The sequence below is a fragment of the Rhodospirillales bacterium RIFCSPLOWO2_02_FULL_58_16 genome, from assembly GCA_001830425.1.
Lineage (GTDB): Bacteria > Pseudomonadota > Alphaproteobacteria > Rhodospirillales > 2-02-FULL-58-16 > 2-02-FULL-58-16.
The window spans coordinates 21,903-43,403 of the sequence record MIAA01000050.1; the positions used below are offsets into that span (position 1 = coordinate 21,903).

The 21,501-nt window shown below is 54.8% G+C and carries 20 protein-coding genes; 19 read left to right on the forward strand and 1 reads right to left on the reverse strand.

The window, feature by feature from the left end; genetic code table 11:
* Positions 1-16 precede the first annotated feature (16 nt).
* The gene (locus A3H92_00240) at positions 17-1,840 is read left to right on the forward strand and encodes a hypothetical protein (protein OHC73480.1); all 1,824 of its coding nucleotides are present in this window, start codon (positions 17-19) and stop codon (positions 1,838-1,840) included.
* A gap of 13 nt (positions 1,841-1,853) precedes the next feature.
* On the opposite strand, the gene A3H92_00245 is transcribed toward A3H92_00240, so the two are convergent.
* Positions 1,854-3,521: a hypothetical protein gene (locus tag A3H92_00245; GenBank protein ID OHC73481.1), complete on the reverse strand. Its 1,668-nt coding sequence runs from the start codon at positions 3,519-3,521 to the stop codon at positions 1,854-1,856.
* A 165-nt stretch (positions 3,522-3,686) separates the two neighbouring features.
* On the opposite strand from A3H92_00245, the gene A3H92_00250 reads away from it, so the two are divergent.
* From A3H92_00250 to A3H92_00335, 18 genes are all read left to right on the forward strand, one after another.
* Positions 3,687-4,406 (forward strand): dolichol-phosphate mannosyltransferase, encoded by a 720-nt coding sequence (locus tag A3H92_00250; protein OHC73482.1) that lies wholly within the window; start codon positions 3,687-3,689, stop codon positions 4,404-4,406.
* A 14-nt stretch (positions 4,407-4,420) separates the two neighbouring features.
* The gene (locus A3H92_00255) at positions 4,421-6,025 is read left to right on the forward strand and encodes a hypothetical protein (GenBank protein OHC73530.1); all 1,605 of its coding nucleotides are present in this window, start codon (positions 4,421-4,423) and stop codon (positions 6,023-6,025) included.
* Positions 6,022-6,264, forward strand: coding sequence for a hypothetical protein (locus A3H92_00260; GenBank protein ID OHC73483.1), 243 nt, complete (start codon positions 6,022-6,024; stop codon positions 6,262-6,264). Before A3H92_00255 ends, A3H92_00260 begins: the two co-directional genes overlap by 4 nt.
* Positions 6,264-7,172, forward strand: coding sequence for a hypothetical protein (locus A3H92_00265; GenBank protein OHC73484.1), 909 nt, complete (start codon positions 6,264-6,266; stop codon positions 7,170-7,172). Before A3H92_00260 ends, A3H92_00265 begins: the two co-directional genes overlap by 1 nt.
* Before the next feature lies 1 nt (position 7,173).
* Entirely contained in the window at positions 7,174-7,770 is a 597-nt protein-coding gene (locus tag A3H92_00270; protein ID OHC73485.1) for a hypothetical protein, read from the forward strand.
* Between the two features lie 107 nt (positions 7,771-7,877).
* A complete protein-coding gene (locus A3H92_00275) occupies positions 7,878-8,912 on the forward strand; it encodes a spore coat protein (protein ID OHC73531.1) in 1,035 nt (344 codons plus the stop codon).
* Between the two features lie 128 nt (positions 8,913-9,040).
* Complete coding sequence (locus A3H92_00280; GenBank protein ID OHC73486.1) at positions 9,041-9,838, forward strand: hypothetical protein; 798 nt, start codon at positions 9,041-9,043, stop codon at positions 9,836-9,838.
* Between the two features lie 326 nt (positions 9,839-10,164).
* Entirely contained in the window at positions 10,165-10,923 is a 759-nt protein-coding gene (locus A3H92_00285; protein ID OHC73532.1) for a hypothetical protein, read from the forward strand.
* The gene (locus tag A3H92_00290) at positions 10,923-11,930 is read left to right on the forward strand and encodes a hypothetical protein (GenBank protein ID OHC73487.1); all 1,008 of its coding nucleotides are present in this window, start codon (positions 10,923-10,925) and stop codon (positions 11,928-11,930) included. The genes A3H92_00285 and A3H92_00290 overlap by 1 nt, the downstream gene beginning before the upstream one ends.
* Positions 11,921-13,021, forward strand: coding sequence for a hypothetical protein (locus tag A3H92_00295; protein OHC73488.1), 1,101 nt, complete (start codon positions 11,921-11,923; stop codon positions 13,019-13,021). Before A3H92_00290 ends, A3H92_00295 begins: the two co-directional genes overlap by 10 nt.
* On the forward strand, positions 13,009-13,776 hold the full coding sequence (locus A3H92_00300; protein ID OHC73489.1) for a hypothetical protein: 768 nt from the start codon (positions 13,009-13,011) through the stop codon (positions 13,774-13,776). The genes A3H92_00295 and A3H92_00300 overlap by 13 nt, the downstream gene beginning before the upstream one ends.
* Positions 13,776-15,404, forward strand: coding sequence for a hypothetical protein (locus A3H92_00305; protein ID OHC73490.1), 1,629 nt, complete (start codon positions 13,776-13,778; stop codon positions 15,402-15,404). Before A3H92_00300 ends, A3H92_00305 begins: the two co-directional genes overlap by 1 nt.
* Positions 15,404-16,351, forward strand: a complete 948-nt coding sequence (locus A3H92_00310) for a hypothetical protein (GenBank protein OHC73491.1) — start codon at positions 15,404-15,406, stop codon at positions 16,349-16,351. The genes A3H92_00305 and A3H92_00310 overlap by 1 nt, the downstream gene beginning before the upstream one ends.
* Positions 16,348-17,346: a hypothetical protein gene (locus tag A3H92_00315; GenBank protein OHC73492.1), complete on the forward strand. Its 999-nt coding sequence runs from the start codon at positions 16,348-16,350 to the stop codon at positions 17,344-17,346. The genes A3H92_00310 and A3H92_00315 overlap by 4 nt, the downstream gene beginning before the upstream one ends.
* A complete protein-coding gene (locus A3H92_00320; protein ID OHC73493.1) occupies positions 17,347-18,123 on the forward strand; it encodes a hypothetical protein in 777 nt (258 codons plus the stop codon).
* Positions 18,120-19,319 (forward strand): hypothetical protein, encoded by a 1,200-nt coding sequence (locus tag A3H92_00325; GenBank protein OHC73494.1) that lies wholly within the window; start codon positions 18,120-18,122, stop codon positions 19,317-19,319. The genes A3H92_00320 and A3H92_00325 overlap by 4 nt, the downstream gene beginning before the upstream one ends.
* Positions 19,319-20,608 carry a hypothetical protein gene (locus A3H92_00330; protein ID OHC73495.1) on the forward strand — a complete coding sequence of 430 codons (1,290 nt, stop codon included), beginning with the start codon at positions 19,319-19,321 and terminating at the stop codon, positions 20,606-20,608. Before A3H92_00325 ends, A3H92_00330 begins: the two co-directional genes overlap by 1 nt.
* The gene (locus A3H92_00335; protein OHC73496.1) at positions 20,608-21,471 is read left to right on the forward strand and encodes a hypothetical protein; all 864 of its coding nucleotides are present in this window, start codon (positions 20,608-20,610) and stop codon (positions 21,469-21,471) included. The genes A3H92_00330 and A3H92_00335 overlap by 1 nt, the downstream gene beginning before the upstream one ends.
* The last annotated feature ends 30 nt before the right edge of the window (positions 21,472-21,501 follow it).

The window sequence follows — 21,501 nt, forward strand, 5'->3', positions numbered from 1 at the left end:
CACCCGACGTTATGCCTTGACGTATTGGGGGCATACGGCGCTGGCCGCCGGCGCGGCCGTATTGGTTACGGTCCTAAACCTGTTAAGTCTCGGTCTGTTCGCCGCCATACCGCAACTGATCATGAAAAATTTCGGCAAGGGAGATATCTTCGCCGGCGCGAAGCAGCCGAGCGGCGATATGATTCTCGGGCTGGATATCAACAGCATCCTGATGAAAATCGGGAGCCTGGCCGATCAACTTTCCGTCGAATACGGGATTGTTGTCAGCATCATCTTTGTCTCGGCGGCGTATTTATTGATAGTTATTCTTAGCAGGCTCACCCAGCTATTGTCAGAACAAACATTATTGATCGCCAAGAACTATACGTCCCGCGCCGTCGTGAAGGACATGTTTCATCATGTATCCAACCTGTCCATGGAATTTTTCCATCGCCGGCAGGTCGGTGATCTGGCCTCGCGGATCATAGGCGACACCACTGCTTTGTCGGATGTCGTTTTCAGTACGGTAAGCATGATCTTGACCGTACTGCCGCTTTTTATTTTTTACTGGGCATTATTGGTGGTGATTAACTGGAAGCTGACCCTGGCGGCCACGGTAATTTTTGCGCTTAAGACCCTTGTTTCCAGATTTTTTGCTGAAAAGATTCGTAAAAATATTATCAGCTCCGGCCGCATTAAAGGCAAAACCGCCGGCAAGATAACGGAAGTTCTCGCCAATATCGCCATCGTCAAGACTTTCGGGATGGAGAGTTATGAACACGGCGTAATCGGCGGCATGGTGGATGACACCGCCCAATATAACTACCATCAAAAATTACTCGGTAATATTGATCACACGATTCAGACGATCCTGCAAAGCATTGCCGGCGTTTCCATAGCGACCTTGGGCGTGGTGATGCTGATCGACGGTTCGATAGAACTTGCCACGCTTCTTGTCTTCTTCTTTTCCGCCACCCGGACCCAGGAGCCGACAGGCAAGCTTCTCAGGTTTATTATGGATTATTACAAGGCTCGCGGATTGTCGGTTCGCGTTCTGGAAATACTTAAAGAGCAGGCGACCGTTCATGACGGGGCCAAGACGGTTAATGGGTTCAAATCCACGATTGAGTTCAGGAATGTATCTTTTTGTTACCAAGCCGACAAAGCGGCCCTTCACAACATCAACCTGACCTTGCATAAGGGCGAGGTGCTTGCCGTGGTCGGTCCCAGCGGCGCGGGGAAAACATCGCTGCTGCAATTGCTGATGCGCTTTTACGATCCTGATGAAGGCGATATCCTGCTGGACGGGGTCAACCTGCGGGAGTTCAGGCAGGCGTCACACAGGCGGTTGTTCGGCGTCGTGACGCAGGACCCGATCCTCTTTAACGCTTCCGTTCGTGATAATATTTCCTATGCGGCAGTGGACATGGAGGTTGCCGAGGACGATGTTATCCGGGCGGCGCGGATCGCCCATGTCGATGAATTTGTTGAACAATGGGACGAGGGGTACGATACCTTCATCGGGGATCGCGGCGTCCGGTTGTCCGGGGGGCAAAGGCAGCGCGTCACCCTGGCGCGGGCAATTCTGAGAAATCCGGAAATTCTTATCCTTGATGAGGCGACCAGTTCACTGGACAGTCAATCAGAACGCCTTATCCAGGAAGCCGTTGATAAATTCCTGAAAGATCGCACGGCGATCATTGTCGCTCACCGTCTGTCTACCATCCGTAAAGCCGACCGCATCATCGTCATGGACAAAGGCAGGATCGTTGAAGAAGGGAACATCAAGGATTTGTTGGTCCGGCGCGGCGCATTTTATGACCTGTACACGGCCCAGTTCGGCTCACAAGATGATTTATAAGACAATAGCGGGATCAGCATCTGGAGCCGACCTGCTTCAACCGCTCCTTAATGGAAGGGGCGTCGGCCGGCGCCGGAAGAATACGGCTGAAGTTGGTGCGTATCTCGCTAACGCCTTGCCAATGAATGGCGTGAGCGCCGGAAGATGCGGTTATCTTATCGGTGATGACAAGTCGGCGGCCTTCCCTGGCGACCAGAACAAGGCTATCCGGCGGGATGATGGGGTGGTCGGGGGTAAATTTGCTTAGCGGCGTTGTCAGTCCTTCGTCGGTGACGGTCGAAAAGTAGCTTTCGTTGTTGCCGCTCTGCAAAAGCGGTTCGGAGTGATAGGCGTAAATATGTTCCCGGCCCATCATTTCGGGCGTCGTATACAACATCTGCATAAACACCATCAGACTATCTGAGCCGTCGAAAACAGGAACGATTCCTACGTTATGACGGAGGTCGGTAAACAGAAATGTCGTATTGCCGGAAACGTAGGGAACTTGTTCCACAAAACCTTTCCACATGTCGCAGTGGATATCTGCCGCCGTTTCCCAGTCATGGCGCAGGCCAACCCAGAATGCCACCCAAACGCCGGCTAATGCCACCACTCCGATCCTTAGCAAAGTCTGGAAAAAACGTTTTTTAAAGAGCGTCGGGATCAATGCCATCAGCACGGCGATCCCATATCCACTACTGGAAAAAATACGGGGGGCGCCGATATCCCATGAAACCGAAGGTGCATAATTTCCGGCCATTAGATATGGCGTGATCCCGAGGACAAACAAAGCGGCGCCGAGACCCGAGAGGCACCATCCGCCTTGCAGGAATCGGTTTATGCCGAATGCCGTATCCTCGGTGTAATCAGGAAGGCCGAGCAACAAACTGCCGCTTAATGCCGTGAACGCCGCGCCGAAGGCCATGGCCGGCCGATCAAGGGAAAATAATCCATGGAACGGCGCGACAAGGTATCCACCGGTGTTCCATAAGGAGGCGGCAATGGCGTCAGCCTTGGGTAATCCTTTAATGGTGCTGGCGACATCCCCGAATTGAAGGCCGTATCTAAGGCCCAGGACAACAAGGAACGCTAGGAAAACGGCGACGCCCAGTTTGACAACCGATGTGGTGAATTGCTCACCAAGCTTCCCGGCGCATCTTTCGGCCAATATTGGGATCACGAAAAAAGGGGCGGCAAAAATGAAAAGGACGGCATTTTCGTAGACGGTAAATGATAAAATATAGGGTACGCATGAAACCGCCAGAACAAGCAATGAAGCATTATGCTTGGCCCAAGTTTGTAGCGAATAAATTGAAATCCAGAAAAGAAGCAAAGAAAGAGGGGCCGTATTCATTGCGTAGTAGTTCATCGCCATGGGCATAGGCATTGTGAAAGCCAACATGGCGGCGGCGGCGGCGAAGAAGGGACGCTGCGGGAACGCCCTTAGCAGACAAAGCCCGAACATAATTGAAGAAATTACATGAAGAAAAATTACAGCAAGAAAGAAAGCTATTCTATTAAATCCAAAAGTTTTAAAAACAATAATCCAAAATAATTCACGTCCTATTCGCTGTTTTCTATTAATAGCTCCAATAATGCTGTCAATAAAATCATTGAAAAATGGTATTCTTAAGTACTCGTACTCCGGCCCGGAGAATTGCAGATTCTTTATCAATCCGGCGAGGGAAAGGCCGGTCAGCAAAAAGACTGCGCCAAGCAGTGCGAGAGGAAGGCTCGGCGATTTCGGTAGTTTTTTCAGGAGATTCATGGTCGTTTTTTTTGGTTAGTGGAATTATATTTTGATAGCGTGTATCACACTTGAGGTTCAACATATTTATATTCTATTCGTTCATTATCGGCTTTTCTTATGACTGATCTCAGCATTGTCCTGCCCGCTTATAACGAGCGCGAAAACATTGTTGCGTTGGTGGAGCGACTGCTTCAAGTCATGGATGGGGTTGTAAAGGGGCTGGAAATTATCGTCATTGACGATAACAGCCCGGACGGCACGGCCGAGGCTGTGCGTCGAGTCTTCTCCGGAGACCACCGCGTTCAGGTCGTCGTCCGCACCGAGAATAGAGGGCTGGCCAATTCCATTCGCGTCGGCATTGAAAAATCCGCCGGCGAAGTTGTCGTGGTTATGGATACGGATTTCAACCACCCGCCTGAATGTGTGCCGATTCTTTATGACTTTACCCGCCACGCCGACTTGGTGATCGGGTCAAGATTTACCTTCGGCGGCGGGACCAGTTCAAGCCGGTTACGTTACTATCTCAGCTACTGTTATAACCTTTTTATGCGTCTGGTTCTCGGCACCCGCATCGACGATAACTTGGGCGGCCTGTTTTCAATAAAGCGCGAGGCCTTGGAGAAACTGGACTTTGACAAGATTTTTTGGGGCTATGGCGATTATTTTTTTCGTCTGCTGCTTCTCTCCCAACGTCTCGGCTTGCGCCATGTTCAGATTCCCGTGATGTATGGAAACCGTTTAGGAGGGGAGCCTAAAACAAGGTTTCTTAACATTTTTGCCAAGTATACAATGGAGGTTTTCAGGATCATCTATCTCAGGGCGACGGGACGATGGTAGATTCGCCGACGTCAATACCGGCCTCGAAAGAGGAACGTAATCGCGCATCGAACCTTGCCGATCAGTTTCTATTAACATCAGAGCGCTTCAGCCGACGACTTGCCTTGTGGGCCGAGGAAGGAACTTATTCTTACGGCGACCTGCAAAAAGCCGCCTTGGGAATAGCGCACGTTTTGAGTCTAAACGCCCGGACAACCCCGCAAAATTGCGCCATTCTTGCACATCGAAGCCGGACGGCCTATGCAGGTATTGCCGGGTGCTTGCTTTCCGGCCATGCCTACATAGCTCTAAGCCCGAAGCATCCTATACACAGGCTTGAAACGATTCTTGATCAGTCCGAAGCCACATCTATCGTTATAGACGGCAAATGTTCCTCTATGGCGCATTTGTTGCTTGAGCGGTGCAGGAATTCGATGCGCGTCCTGATGCCCGATCACAATGATGCCCCGGAGTGGACGCGCCGGTGTCCCCGCCACCGTTTTTATTACCGTTCGGACTTTTTAAACCAGGGTGAATTAAAGCCGACGGCGCAATCATCGGATACCGCTTATATCATGTTTACATCCGGATCGACGGGTGTGCCGAAGGGGGTTGTTATCAGTCACGCCAATGTCATGGCTTATTCTCAAGCTATGATTGAGCGGTATGGGTATTGTTCGGATGATCGCCTGATTCATTTGCCTGAACTCAGTTTTGATCTGTCCGTCCACGACTTGTTTGTCGCCTGGGCAAGCGGCGCGTCATTGTTCAGCGTTCCGGAGCGGGAATTGATGTTGCCGGATGATTTTGTTCGCCGACACGCATTAACCGGATGGACCTCCGTACCCTCGGCTGTGGCCTATTTGAAGCAATTCAATAAATTGAAGCCGGGCTGTTTTGAAGGACTACGGGTCAGCGTCTTTTGCGGCGAGCCTTTTTCGGGACAGTTGGCTTCAGACTGGTGCGCCGCCGCGCCGAATGCCGTTGTCGATAATCTTTATGGCCCGACTGAAGCGACCGTCGCCTTTACAGGCTATTCATGCAGCAATGGCGTCGACTTCTCTATCTTGCCGCTTGGCGAACCTTTTCCGGGCCTGGAAGTCGCCGTTTGCGATGAAACGCCGACACCTGTGCCGCCCGGTGAGATAGGCGAATTGTTTTTGGGCGGCATCCAGGTCGCTCAGGGTTATTGGCAAGATGACGAGATGACAAAAAGGCAGTTTATTGAACGAACTTTTTCAGGCAAAGTTTCCGAACGCTGGTATCGTACGGGTGACTTGGTCAGCTACGACGCCCGCGTCGGCTTGATTTACAAAGGACGCCTGACGCGCCAGGTGAAGATTCGAGGCTATCGCGTAGAGCTGACTGAAATCGAGGCTGTTCTGCGTCGTAATTTGAAGACGGAGTTTACGGCGGTAATTCCCTGCATGAATGAAAGCAAGACGGCTGATTATCTTGTCGCCTATGTAGAAACCGTTGATGATTTCATTGAGGATGATGTTAAAGGCGCATGTGAGGCTGATTTGCCGTCTTATATGATTCCGCGCCGCCTGTTTCGGCTGAACAAGATGCCGTTGACCGAGAATGGTAAAACTAACTATGAAACGCTTGAAGCGATGTTTCGTGAGATGGCGCCATGACTCAAGACGAGGTCTGTGAAGCCATAATCGGGTATATGCGTTCCGCCGTAGGAAGCTCACGGTCTCAGTCTATTACGCCATCGACCAGGATTTACGATGCTATCGATTCATACGCCATCGTAGAATTGGTATCTCACCTGACGGTGACATTAGGCAAGGAAATCGATTTCGGTGAAGCGACTACCGATGATTTGGAGACTCCTGAGTCATTTTCCAGGTTTGTCGCCGGGTTAGGGTAATGGTTTCGTTTCTTGTCGTCGGCGAAGGATTCCCTGCCTTTAATGTTCTTAACTTTTTACTTTCCAAGTCGAATGCGAGGGTTGCGGGCTACGTTGCCGGATCACATGCTTCCGTTAAAGCCATAGAGTTGGCAAAGTGCAGGAATGTAGAGCTGCTTGATCCGGCGATACTGACCGGAGCGGCCTTTTTTCCCTCTGTAGCGGATGCGGATTGGCTCATAAATATCAATGGCGTTACGTTAATTTCCAAGGAAGTTATCGCCCGCTTTCCAATGCGGGCCTTGAACATGCATCCTGCTCTTCTGCCGAACTACGCCGGTCTTCATTGTCATCAATGGGCAATCCGTAATGGCGAGCGGTTGCATGGAGCCACCATTCATTTCATGGATTCCGATATCGACGCCGGACCGATCATCCGGCAGGTGCGAACGGCAATTCAAGATGAGGATACCGGCCTTTCTCTTTTTATGAGAACCATGAATATCGGCGCCGAATGCCTTTTGTATGTTCTGGACGATATTTTGAAAGGAACCGCTCTTTCATGTCGATCACAGGATATTTCACAAAGGCGCGTTTATTTTCATCGACACGCTCTTGATGGAACAATCGACTGGTCTTGGCCGGCGGAGAAACTTATTAATTTCGTGCGCGCCGCAAATTATGAACCCTTGGCATCGCCAACCTACCAACCGCTTTGGAGAAGCCTGAATGGTGACATTATTATCAAAAAGCTTAGACGTGGAGAAGTGATCAGTTCTGAAGCCCCCGGAAAGATTGTCGATGTCTGTGAAACAGGGCCTGTTATTTCGTGTGGGTCCGGCGAAACTGTTGTAATTACCAAGGCATTTCACATGGGGAAACCGGTGCCGCCATCGGATTGGAATCGATTCTTAATTAACGCGGGATGATGTGCTGATTCGATCTCTGACCGTAGGTGATATTCCCGCCATGGCGGAGCTTCACGCTCACGCCTTGAATTGGTCGATCAACGGCCGCATGGGAATCAAGCATCTTTCGTGCGTGTATGCGCTTCTTTTGGACGGCGCCGATATTATAGGCTTCGCCTCTGAGCATCAGGGGCGTCTTGTCGCATTTCAAGTCAGCACGACCGATTGGCGAATGGTGCGTAAACGGTTATCAAGACTTCCATTTATGCGAAAACTGCGCGTATTTTTAAGCTGCCTCTTTCATCCATCGGATTTGATCGTTATTTTTGAGACAATGTTTTATGTCCCCAAAATTTTCTCCGATACCGATATTTCAGCAGAACTCATTGCGTGGATCGCCGAGCCGGGAAATTTTTTAGCCAGCCTGTCGGCGCATCAATGCCTGATGAGATCGCTTGCAGAATTGAAAGTGCGCGGCCATGAACGTTGTCTGGGTCAATTTCAAAAGCCTAATCCACGACCACAGGCATACCTTCAAAAGCTTGGTTATGATGTTGTCGCCCGGCTGAGGCGTAATGATATTTTTATTGTTCGTTGCAACGCCGGCGCCATCGTCTGACAATAAGGTTTAGTGTTTTGTCCGGGAACTAAAGTGAGGCATAGGCGTTGAAAATCGAAATCCCGTGGGCCAAGCCGACCTTCTTCGGGAACGAGAAGGATTATGTGATGGACGCCCTGAACTCCACCTGGATTTCCGGCGGGCCTTATGTCGAGCGTTTGGAGTGTAAGTTACCCGAAATAATGGGGTCTCGCTTCGGCGTCGCCGTTTCCAGCGGCACGACGGCTTTGCATCTGGCGCTGCTTGCCGCCGGCGTCGGTTCCGGCGATGAGGTGATCGTTCCCGGCTACACCTTTGTCGCCGCCGCCAACATGGTGCTGGCGGTGGGGGCGACGCCGGTTTACGCCGACGTAGATCCCGCCACTTGGCTGCTTGACCCCAAAGTTCCGGCGCCGCTGATTACGGCAAAAACCAAGGCGATCATTCCGGTTCATCTGTACGGCAATGTCGCCGCCATGAAGGAGATTACCGCCTTCGCCGAAGAACAAAATATCATCGTTATCGAAGACGCCGCTCAGGCCGTTTTTTCCAAATACGATGGTCGTTACGCCGGCGCCATCGGCGCTCTCGGCGCCCTGAGCTTCCACGCGACCAAGACCATAACCACCGGAGAGGGCGGAATGGTGCTGACCAATGACCGGGAACTGCATGAAAAAATGATGCTGTTGCGTGACCACGGTATGCGCAGGGGAAAACGCTACTGGCATGACGTGGTAGGATACAATTTCAGGATGACCAACCTGCAAGCGGCCCTAGGCTGCGCCCAGTTGGAAAATATTGATCACATTCTCCGTGAGCGTCACCGGGTTCATACTGCTTATAAAAAGAATCTGGCCGGAGATCGCCGGATAAAGGCGCAGCATTTTGAACGGGCGGTGGAACCTGTGCTGTGGACCTATGCCGTTCAGATGAACTGTGCGGATCGTGATCAAATCATTAAGGATATGGCTCTGAAAGGCATAGAAACCCGTCCGGGTTTTCATGCTTTGAGCGCCATGCCTCCCTATGATTGTCCCGAACTTCCGGTTGCATCGAAAATCGCCGGCAGTATCATTTCCTTGCCGACCTATCCTGACCTTGACGACCGCACCATTGATCACATCTGCGGCGTTTTCCGATCCGCCCTCGACCGACAGAAGTGATACCACTTCGTCATGCCCGTGCTTGTCACGGGCATCCACGTCTTGTTTGCTGACAAGTTGAAGACGTGGACGGCCGGGTCAAGCCCGGCCATGACGCTAATTTATAAAAAGCGAGTTGGTGTGACACATTGAAATTTAATGATAATTTCCTGATTCGCTATCTTTCAGCGGCGCCTATGGCGTTGTCCATTGAACGGTCGCAGGAATGTCGCATTCTCAGCAAGCTGCCGTTTGCGCGTCCGATCCTGGATATGGGGTGCGGGGACGGCGTTTTTGCCGGTATCCTTTTCAATGAGTTTATTGATGCCGGAATCGATGCGGATCAAGCGGAAATCGATAATGCTGCGCGTACGGGTATGTACAAGGAGTTGATCGCCTGCAAGGGTAACGATGTGCCGAAAGACCAAGGCGCCTTTCAGACTGTCTTCAGCAACAGCGTTCTTGAACACATTATCGACCTGGGGCCGACGTTACGGGAGGTTCATCGTTTGTTGGCGCCGGGCGGACATTTTTATGTCACGGTTCCGACGGATAGATTCGAGCGCTACTCGGTGGCGTCTCGTCTTCTGGAAGGGGTGGGACTGACGCGACTCGCAGGTCGTTACCGTTCATTTTATAATCGGTTTTGGCGGCACTATAACGTTCACGACGTTGCAGGATGGAGTGATATATTCAAGGAAGCAGGTTTTCGGGTGTCCACGAGCAGACTTTACCATCCGCAAAATCTTTGCACCTTATGCGACTTCCTGGTGATATTCGCCTTACCCTCATTTGTCTTCAAAAAAGCATTGGGGCGGTGGATACTTATTCCGGCGTTCCGGCGTTTTTACATACGTCTGCCGGGCGCGGCAATCGTTCCCTTGGTTGACCGATTGGAACAACAGGACGGCGGGGGGCTGGCATTTTTCGACCTGATCCGCCCTTGAGCCGCTCTTTCGGCGCCCGCTTGGGATGGCGGCTTGGTCGACTCGCCGCTCCGGGAAGGCGACCGGGCATCTATTATGTCATTGATGACGCCGATTGGTCGTTCTTGTGGGATGGGCGCTACATCACCGATGGGCTGCGTGATCGTCATGGCCGGAAGACGGAAATCATTCGCCGAGTCGACGGCTTAAAGGGGCAGATAATCCAGTTCGGTTCGCGCTATAAATTCCTGCATAAATCAAGCCGTTCCCTGCATTTGTATAACCGTGTTTTTCTCACCTGGTTTCATGGCGAGCTTACCGATCCTGAACTGGCCCCACATTTTGATATCCTTGCTCGCGTCGCCGGAGAAACGGAAAAAATAGTCGTGCCGTGCGCTTTAACCAGGATGCCGTTACTGGACATGGGCCTGCCGCCCGAACAATTGGCGGTTATTCCTCTCGGCGTCGAGTTGGGGCATTTTTGTCCTCCTTCTCCCAAAGAAAAGAAAAAGATTCGTAACGAGATCGGACTGCCTGATGACGTCATGGTTATCGGCTCGTTCCAGAAAGACGGCGTGGGATGGGGCGAGGGCATGGAAGCGAAACTGATCAAGGGGCCTGACGTATTTCTTGAAACCATCCGCGTCATGGCCGGCAAACACCCTCGTCTTTTCGTCCTGCTCACCGGCCCGTCACGCGGCTACGTCAAGGCGGGGCTGGATAAGATCGGCGTCCCCTATATTCATAAAATGCTGGACGATTATCGTGACATTGTTCGTTATTATCAGGCTCTCGATCTTTACATTATTGCTTCGCGCTGCGAGGGGGGGCCAAAGGCGCTTTTGGAATCCTGGGCTTGCGGCGTGCCGCTGGCCTCTACCCGCGTCGGCATGTGCGCCGACCTCATGATCGACGGCGTCAACGGTGTGATGGTCGCGCAGGAAGATACTCAAGCTCTGGCGGAAGGGGCGCTGAGATTGATCAATGATCAACGCTTCAGGGAGCGGGTGGTGGACGAAGGATTGAAGCGTGTCGCCGATTACGGCTGGGGCAGCATCGCTGATCGTTACATGAGCGAACTTTACGCTCCCGTATTGGGCGAATAATGGTCTGGAATGCTGCAAGGGATTTTGCCGGCAGGTTCAGGCAACATGGCGGACCCAAGGTCGCCATCAACCTGAAGCCGCGCCGCAGTCCGTGGGGCGGCGGCAATCAATTCGTCGAGCAATTTGAGAGGCGGCTGTCGGCGGAAGGCTATTCGGTCGTTTTTAGGCTTGACGAGGATGTCCGCTGCATTCTCCTTATCGATCCGAGGGCCGAAAGTCCGACGGCTTTCAAAATGGCGGCGATCCGTTCCTTTAAGGAGAGGCGCCCGGATGTTCCCATCATCCATCGCGTCAATGAATGCGACCAACGCAAAGGCACCACGGGCGTTGATAAGGTTCTCGGCGAGGCCAACGCCATCGTCGATTTTACGGTTTTTATCTCCGAATGGCTGAGGGATTATTTTGTCGAGCGCTGGTTTGATCCGTCGCGGCCGCATATGGTCATCGGCAACGGAGCCGATCCGGCGATCTTTTTTCCCGGCGGAGAGACGGACGAGGCTCGCTCTCCATTTCGTCTGGTCACCCACCATTGGTCCGACAATTGGATGAAAGGTTTCAAGGTCTACCGGGAAGTGGACCGGATGATCGCCGACGGGAAATTGCCGGATGTTGCATTATCGGTCATCGGCAGGTGGCCGAGCGATATTCGCTGGCGCTCGGCAAAACTGCATGGACCGACCAGGGGTGAAAAATTGGCTGAATTATTGCGCTCCCATCACGCCTACCTGACCGCCTCTCTTTGGGAGCCTTGCGGCATGCATCACATCGAAGGCGCTCAGTGCGGCCTGCCCCTCATTTACCACAAGGACGGCGGCGGCATCGTCGAGTTCGGCAAGCGGTATGGCATCGGCTTTACGGACAATGTGCGCGGGGCCATCCTTGAGGCGAAGGATAACTATGACATGCTGCGTTCCAAGGTTCTCGCCGACCCTCCTTCCGGCGCCCGGATGGTCGAACAATATTTGTCGGTAGTGAAGCGACTGCTGCCGCTTAACCTATGCGGCTGACGCTGTTCATGACTCGCGGCATGTCCCTTGAAGCATGGGACAAAGCCGGGATGATCGACCGGGAGCTGGCTTTATACCGGCGGCTTCAGGAGCGGAAAGTGAAGGTCGGCATAGTCAGTTACGGCGGACCTTCTGAACTTTCTTACGCCGACCATTTGCCGGGACTAAAGATCATGTGCAACCGGTGGCGACTTCCCGCTTCCTGGTATGAGCGCCTGATTCCCTGGCTGCATGGATCATGGCTGCGCCGATCTAATGTGCTGAAGACCAATCAGATCAACGGGGGGCTTACGGCCCTTCGCGCCGCCCGCCTGTGGGGCAAGCCGTTGATTGTGCGGTGCGGCTATTTACTGTCGGATTCCCTTGCCGGCAAGGCCGGCGTCAATACCGCCCTGGCCATGGAGGTCAGCCTTTTCGCCGCCGCCCGGCGCGTGGTGGTTACGACCCAAGCCATGGCCGATGACGTGGCGCGTCGTTTGCCGCAAGCCGGGTCTAAAACGACCGTGATCCCCAACTATGTAGACACGGACCTGTTTCGCCCCGACCGGGATGCAAAAAAAGATATAGATGTCCTGTTCATCGGTCGCTTGGCCGAACAGAAGAATATCGAGGAGCTGCTGAAGGCGGTGGCGCCTATGAAGGCGACCGTCGCCATTGTCGGTGATGGACCTCTGCGGGGACCGGTCGAGCAAGCCCAAACTGACCAAGGGAATCGCCTTTGTTGGGTTCAGCGGATGGCGGGTAAGGACATTCCCGAACTTATGTCACGCGCCAAGGTATTCATTCTGCCATCGCATTGGGAGGGTCATCCCAAGGCGCTGATCGAGGCCATGGCCTGTGGGCTTCCCGTCATCGGCGGCGATTCTCCGGGAATTCGCGAAGTCATTAATCATGGAGTCACCGGTTGGCTCAGTGGTATTGATCATCAGGCGATCCGGGAAGCCATCACTTTTATCCTGGGGAATCCGGAGTTATGCGGAGCGCTGGGAAGCAATGCCCGCGCCCATGTCGTCGCCAATTATTCACTGAATATGATTGTTGAAAAGGAGTGGGCTTTGTTGCGGGAGCTTTGTGGTCAATGCGAAGGTTAAGACGCCTTATCGGCGGCTTTCTCGGGTTTTTCCTCTCGACTCTGCCTGCCGCCCAACTCCAGACCCTGATCGCCGATCTGGTCAACCGACGGACAATGAAGATGGCGCCGGATGAAGGCTTGCGTTTCCTGTTCCGCCTTGATGGAGTCTTGTACAATCTGGCCGGACGGCTGGCCGAACGTTATGGAGAAGGGGTGCATGTTAAACACCGCCTTACCCGTTACCACGATTTTTTTGTTGATCGTCTTGACCGGGCCGAGCGTGTTCTGGAGATAGGGTGCGGCGCCGGTAATTTGGCCCATGATGTGGCGATGCGCGCCGGATGCTCCGTTACCGCCCTGGAAATAGATAGTGGAAAAATTGATATCGCCAAGAGTCGCTTTCCCGACTCTCCCGTTTTATGGTTGGTGGGAGACGCCGTGCAAAACCTTCCGGGGGAGAGGTTTGACGTGGTGATCATGTCCAACCTGCTTGAGCACTTGACCGAAAGAATCCGCTTCCTCAGCCGCGTTGCAGACGTTACCGGCGCCGAACGCTTTCTTCTCAGGGTTCCTCTGTTCGAGCGTGACTGGCGGGTTCCCTTGAAGAAGGAACTGGGCGTGGAATGGCGATTAGACCCTACTCATGAAACGGAATATACGTTGGAATCTTTCGCCGAAGAGATGGCCGAGGCCGGCCTTGCGATCATCCATCAGGAAGTCCGCTGGGGTGAGATATGGGCGGAAGCAACTCCGATAAAGCAAGGAAGTCATTAATGTACGTTCTCGGCGTCGGCGGCTATATGCATGACTATAATTGCTGTCTGATCGACGTCGGCGGCAAGCGCGTCGCCATGGCCGAGGCCGAGCGGTTCTCCAGGAGCAAACACCATGTGGTGCGCGGGGAAGCCGAGGTCATGGCGCCGGTTCGCGTGGTCTGCGACAGCCTCGGCATCAATCCGCGAAAGATCGACGTGGTGGTTCACGGCCATGCCGATCCCTTCCAGGTCAAGGAATGGCTGAAAAATGAATTGCCCAAGGCCAGGCATGTAGAGGTTGATCATCATCTCTGCCATGCCGCCGGAGCCTTCTACTCATCCGCTTATGACAAGGCGCTGATTGTTTCCATCGACGGTTTCGGCGACGGCTCTTCCGGGGTCATCGCCTCCGGCGACGGCATGAATATAAGCGAGGTGACCAGGATCAGCGACGCCGACAGCATCGGCCTTGAATACCTGCGGGCGACCTATCACCTCGGCCTCGGCGGCTACGGGGCGGAGGGCAAGACCCAGGGGCTGGCCCCCTATGGGGAGCCGACGGTGTTTGACGACTATATGAATGAAATCCGGGTGACTGCCGATGGAAACATTATTCTTTCCGACCGGCTCAAGAGTCAGAGTTCCACTCTCGCCGTTGAAGGCGGCTACCTCAACACCCAAATTCTCACCAACCGCTTCCTTGATGATTACGGACCCAGGCGCATAACGCCCGAACCGTTGACCAAGGATCACAACAATCTGGCGGCAAGCGTGCAGAAGATGCTGGAGCATGTAATCGGCGAAGTTTGCCTTAACGGCAAAAGTAAAACCGGCCACGATGCTCTGGTCGTGTCGGGGGGGGTGATGATGAACTCATCGCTGAACGGTCGCCTTCTTGAAAGCGGCGCCTTCAAGGGCATCTACGCCCTGCCCATGGCGTCCGACAGGGGGATCGGGTTGGGCGCGGCCCTTTATTATGTACATGCCGAGATCAAGGTTCCCCGGTTCTTTGAACTGGATACGGTATTTTTCGGCGGAACCTGTTCCGACAAGGCCGCCGCCAAGGCGATGAAAAAAGCCGGGATCAGGCCTTTCGTCGTCGACGATATTCATGGTTACGCCGCAGAGGCTCTCAGCGAGGGAAAGATCATCGGCTGGGTTCAGGGACGTTCCGAGATGGGGGCCAGGGCATTGGGTCATCGCAGTATTTTGGCCGATCCCGGGAAGGCCGAAATGAAGGACATCATTAATCAAAGGGTCAAGCACCGGGAATGGTTCCGCCCCTTCGCCCCGGCGGTATTGGCCGAGAAAGCCGAAGATTATTTCGATTTTCCCGAAGGCGTCGCCGACCTGTCGTTCATGACCTTCACCGTTAAGGCCAAGGACAAGGCTGTTGATGACGCCGCCGCCGCTATTCATGTCGATAAAACGGCGCGGGTGCAGACCGTAGATGAGGAGCGCAACCCGGATTTACACAAACTCATCAGCCGTTTTGATAAGCTGACCGGCGTTCCCATACTGCTCAACACCAGCTTCAACGATAATAATGAACCTATCGTTGAAACCGAGGCGGATGCGGTAAAGACGTTCATGAAGACCGACATGGACGTGCTTTGCATAGGCAACGTGGTCGGGGTCAAGAACTGATGGATTATAAATATTTCAGATATGCCGGGCGCGTCGCCGAACTGGTGCGTGACAATGGCCTGAAAGAGGGACTCCGTCAGGCCTTGGTGCGCTTTTTGCTTACCGGCAAGGATATTTTGCCGCTGGCCCGCGTTAAAAAGGAAGGCCTGTTTGCTACCGATGTGGATGCCGTCCACGAGCGGGAGAAAATCAGAATCCGCTCTACGCCGATGATGTTTGACGCTTCGCATGTAGACGCCGCCTATCCGCTGGTTTTCGAGAAAGACGGCAAGTTCCTGCGTCATGTATTTTTGCCGGCCAAGGGCAAAAGTCGGGGGCTGGTCGTGCGCTTCCATGGCCATAACGCCTTTCGGCATTTGGGGATAATGAAATCGTGGGAACATTTTGACGTGCTGGCTCCCTGGGATACTTTCGGCTGGAAACGTCAGGGAAGCTGGTTCTGGGGTGAAAAAGGCGACGGCTTCGTCGCTGAAATGATTCAGGAATTGATTGCCGGTTTTCGCGACAAGTCGCCGGGGCTGCCGTGGTTCTGCACGGGCGGCTCGATGGGCGGATTCGGCGCTCTTTACCACGGCATACGCTACGGCTGCGACGGCATTTACGTCTTGTATCCGCAGGTTGATCTTAATGCCAAGATTGACGATTACGGCGGCGATGTCGCCGATAACCCCTATGCCTATCTGCGCGGCGATAACATGCCGGACTTGCTGGAAATCGCCGGGAATAGTGAAACCCTGCCTCCCATGTTCCTGATCCAGAATCAATACGATCACGTTAATCCTTTTGCCGACCATGCCTTTCGCCTGCTGGAAATCTACAATCGCCGCAAGGGCTGGTACGGCCTTCGCGTACATCCGTCGGTAGGACATGACGGCGACGGCAGTCAGGAAGAAGCGGAGCTGTTTTTCTCGATGATCCTGGACCGGAAGGAGGGGCGGTTGAAGTGACGGCGCCGACCGTCAGCGTGCTGATGGCCGTTCATAACGGGGAGGCTTTCCTGGCCGACGCCGTCGCCGGCGTTCTTGCGCAGACGGGACCGAGTTTCGAGTTCATCATCATCGACGACGGTTCCGGCGACAAGACGGCGGAGATGCTTGCTTCCCTGACCGACCCGCGCATCATTACCCGTCGCAACGCCGATAATCTGGGCCTGACGGCGTCCCTCAACATCGGCCTAAAAATGGCCAGGGGTGAATTTATCGCCCGCATGGATGTAGATGACCAGTCCCTGCCCGGTCGTCTGGAGGCCCAGGTCGAGGCCCTGGCCCGGAGCGGGGCCTCCATCTGTTTCTGCCGCTGCCTGATCGCCGATGAAGCGACGGGCGGGGAAAAAGAACGGCGGGAACCGGATTGGCCGCTGGTTCGCTGGCGGGTTCTCTTTGACAATGCCTTCGGCGCTCATTCGGCGGCGATGTTCCGCCGCCAAGCCATAATTGATGCGGGCGGCTACGACGAAGGATTCCGCTATGCCCAGGATTATGATCTTTGGGACAGGTGCCTGACTCGCGGCCTTGAGTTTGTTTACGAGCCAAAGCCTCTGCTTCGCTTTTGCGCGCACCGGCAGTCTATTACCTCCCTTCGCGCCAAGGAGCAGGCCGAGGCGGCGCGTGTCGTCAGCATTCGCGCCCTGAAGCGGGCATTTGATAATGTGCCGGAAGATGAGTTGGCGGGGTTGCGTTGGCTGATGACCGGATATGATTTCCCCCGGCAACCGGGCGCCGTAGATGCCGCCCTTCACGGCTGTTTGAAGCGGGCCGGTCGTTTTTCCGCTCCATCCGTATGGAAGGACGCCGCCTCGCGGCTGGCTCGTCGTTTGAAGGATTTGGATGGAGCAAGACGCAGGACGGCGGTTCGGCGTATGCTGGAGGCGGCGGTTCGCTCCCGCTCCGCAACGGCCTTGGCGCGCTCCGTTTATGCGATGTTTTTTCCGGGGAGAGTCTGAATGGTAAAATCCCTGCTGTTGAAAATGATCGGCTCTCATGGTTACGAACTGCATCGGAAAGACGGACGCTCCTCCTTTGCCGGCGTACTCAGACATGCCAAGAAGATGGGAGTGAATCCGGCGGAGGTGATTGATGTCGGCGCCGCTCACGGGCGATTTACCGAGATATGCTCCAGGATATTCCCCAACGCCGGTTATCTGTTGATCGAGCCGCTGAAGGAATACACGCCTTATCTGGATAAGGTGTGTTCGAAGCTGTCCCGCTCCCGGCATATCCTCATCGCCGCCGCTTCCCGGTCGGGGGAAATGACGCTCAATGTCCATCCTGATCTGGTGGGGTCATCATTTTATCGCGAGGATGAGGATTCCGATGTCAACGGCGTTCCGCGCTCCGTTTCGACGGCGCCGCTTGATGATCTGGTCAAGAACGCGGGAGCGTTGTCTCCCTACCTGCTCAAGGTGGATGTGCAGGGCAGTGAACTGGATGTTCTTTACGGCGCCGGGGAGACATTGAAAAATACCGAGCTGCTTATTCTCGAAGCATCTTTCCTGTCGTTCTTCGCCGGCGCTCCGATCTTTTATGACGTGATCGCGCATATGAAATCCAGGGGGTTTGTTGTTTACGACATTTTCGGATTGTCTCACCGGCCCCTGGACGGCGCGTTGGCCCAGGCCGACATCGCCTTTGTCAAAGAGGACAGTCCGTTAAGGGCCGATCATCATTACGCCACCGGCGAGCAGCGCCGAGCCTTGACAAGGCGTCTTAGGACCCGGTGAGCAAACGCATCGCCATTGTTTCGGACATGGTTCCGCCTTCCTGGGGCGGCGGCATCGCCAGTTCTCATTACCATCTTTCCCGCGTACTCAAAAAGAACGGGTATGAGGTCAAGGCGTTTGCCTGCTTTGATCAAGGGGGAGACGCCAAGGATGTAGTCAGGCGCAGAAGCCCGCAATGGATGGTGCGCCTCATCCGTCGGGCCAACAGTCTGCTGTTCCGTTTTCTCGACCGGGAAAAAGCCGCCTACCAGTTCGCCGACATCCTGTTGCGGGCATGGGGAGCTTTTCGGCTTAACGGTGATCTATCCCAATTTCGGCCCGATGTTATTATCCTTCCCGATCATGGAGCGCCCGGCCTCTTCATCCGCCCCATCAAGGGATGCCGCTGGGTGCTGATCGCCCATCACAATCCCATGCGCTTTCTCGACTTGCCGTTGATTGGCCCCCATTCCGAGCGGGACGCGCGCATAGCCATGCGGCTGGAGGATCGTGTTCTTAAAACCATCGACAAGGTGATCTGCCCCTCCGCTTACATGAAGGAAGTTTTTTCGGCGTCGCATCGCTTTAATGGCCCGGTGGAGGTTGCGCCGAACCTTGTTGAGGATGATTTCCTTGACGGCGTTGAGATGGCGGACCCGCGTCGGGATATGGGCCTGGAAGCGGACGCTCCCCTTATCTACATCCCGGCCGGGGGCAATAAGTTCAAGGGTGCGCTGATGCTGTGCGATGTCGTCAAGGGCCTGTGCGGGGCCGCCGGGGGGCCTGTCGGTTTTTATATTTCCGGCGCCGTGCCGCCGGAGCTTGGCGAGCGCCTTCACGCCGTATCTCCCAAGGCTCGATGGTTCATGCCCGGCAATGTAAGCGGTGAAGAAAATTTGTCATGGATAAAGGCTTGTTCTTTCGGCATTTGTCTGAGTCTGGTGGAAAATTACAGCATGGCTTTGCTGGAGGCGGCGCTGTGCGGACTTCCCATGGTCGCTTTCGATGTGGGAGGCAACCGGGAGATCATTGTCTCCGGCGAAACCGGTTTTCTCGCCGCTGAATTGGACACGGTTGCTTTGATTGGATCGGCGTCCCGATTACTTGACCCGTCCGAACTGGACGACATGCGTCGGCGAACTTTTGCCGATGCGCGGGCGCGGTTGAGCGAGGCCGCCGTCGCTCCCCGCTGCATAAAAAGCATTCTGGGCCTGTAGTGCGCATCCTTCAGGTAAACACATTCGATGTCGGCGGCGGCGCCGAGATGGTGGCGTCGCGTTTGCACGCAAGCTATCGCCAAGCCGGAAACCGGGCGCGGCTTGCGGTCAAGAAAAAGCTCGGCGATGACCCGGATGTTTTCGCCATCCCCGAAACCGGCGCATTTTTGAAAGCCTCTACGGCGATCGGATCATTAAGATTGCCGGGCTGCGGATTGCTTGGGCAGGTGTTGCGTGACGCGGCCAGACCGGGAGCAAGAGGCAATCGGTCGCGGGGAATCGAGGATTTTGATTTCCCGTCCACGAGGACGCTTGCCGAGCGTTCCGATATCCTCCAATGCCATAATCTTCACGGCAACTACTTCGACCTTTGCGCCTTGCCCGTTCTTTCCAGGGCGTTGCCGGTGGTTCTGACCCTGCACGATAGCTGGATGTTAAGCGGCCACTGCGCCCATTCCTTTGATTGTACGCGGTGGAAGACGGGCTGCGGCGCGTGTCCCGATCTTGGCATTTATCCGGCGGTCAAGAGCGACTCCACCGCATACAATTGGCGGCGCAAGCAGGATATTTACACCGGCAGCCGCCTTTACGTCGCCGCTCCTTCCAACTGGCTGATGGAGCGGGTGGAACAGTCCATGATGATGCCGGGGATTGTTGAAAGACGGGTGATCGGCAACGGCATTGATGATTGTTTTTTTCAGGCGGCGGACGGCGGCGGCGTTCGCCGCTCCCTCGGCATCGCCGACGACGCCAAGGTTCTTCTGTTTGCCGCCAACACCATCCGCGAAAATGAGTGGAAGGACTACAATACATTGCGCGGCGCCATTGAGCGGGTTGCCAACAAACTTGGCGGTCAGGAAGTGGTCCTAATTGCCCTTGGCGATAACGGCCCCGAAGAAAAGATCGGCGACGTTCGATTGTGCTTCGTTCCGTTCCAACGTGATCCGGCGAAGGTTGCCGCCTACTACCGGGCCGCCGATGTGTACCTGCACGCGGCGCGGGTCGAGACATTCTCGTTGACTATTGCCGAGGCCATGGCTTGCGGAACGCCGGTAGTGGCGACGTCGGTCGGCGCCGTACCCGAGCGCGTCGGCAAGGACACGGGGATGCTGGTCAGCCCCGGCGACGAAGAAGCCATGGCCTCGGCGACGGTTCGGCTCTTGACCGACGGGGATTTGTGCCGGAAGCTCGGCGCCAACGCCGAACGGCTGGCCGTGAGCGCCTACCGGGCGGAGACGCAGGCGCAAGCCTATCTGGACTGGTTCAGGGAAATTCTGGAAAGCAGGTGATGATTTCCATCGTTACGCCTTCCTTCAATCAAGGGCGCTTTATCGAAGAGACCATCGTCTCGGTGGTGGGCCAGGGCTGTCTTGACCTGGAGTACATCGTGATCGACGGCGGCTCCGATGATGAAACTCTCGACATTATTAAAAAATATGAAGACCGTCTGGCGTGGTGGGTCAGCGAGCCGGACGGCGGCCAGTACGACGCCCTTAACAAGGGCTTCGCAAAATCCACCGGCGAGATCATGGGCTGGTTGAACTCCGATGACAAATACACTCCTTGGACCTTGTCGGTGGCGGCGGAGATTTTCCGGCAACTCCCCGAAGTGGAGTGGTTGACCTCGATGTATCCGCTGGTCTGGGACGAGAAGGGCCGGGCGGTGCGCTGTGCGCCGCGCGGGCCGTTTAACGGCGATGATTTCTTCAAGGGGGACAACCTGCCGGGCATGGGCCGTCAGGCGACGGGGTGGATTCAGCAGGAGGCCACCTTCTGGCGACGCTCCTTGTGGGAGCGGGCCGGCGGATCGCTGGATGCTTCCATGAGCTACGCCGGGGATTTCGAGCTTTGGGCCAGATTCTTCAAACTTGGGGTTCTTTACGCCGCCGATGTTCCGCTGGGCGGTTTCCGCCGCTACGGCGCCCAGAAGACGGGGACGGCGCCGGACAAATACAAACAGGAAGCCTTGCAGGCCTTGCTCCGCCACGGAGGAAAGCCGAGAGGACAACCGGCCGCCGCCATTGCTCACGGCTGTAAACGGATATGCCCCAACCGCCTTAAGCCGCTGATGTCCGAACTTCACCTTATAACCCTCGGCAAGGTGTGTGTCTTTGATACGGACAGCGGGCGATGGGGCGTTGTTGAGAGATAACGGAGCCGTATTGAAAGCTGTTTCACTCCT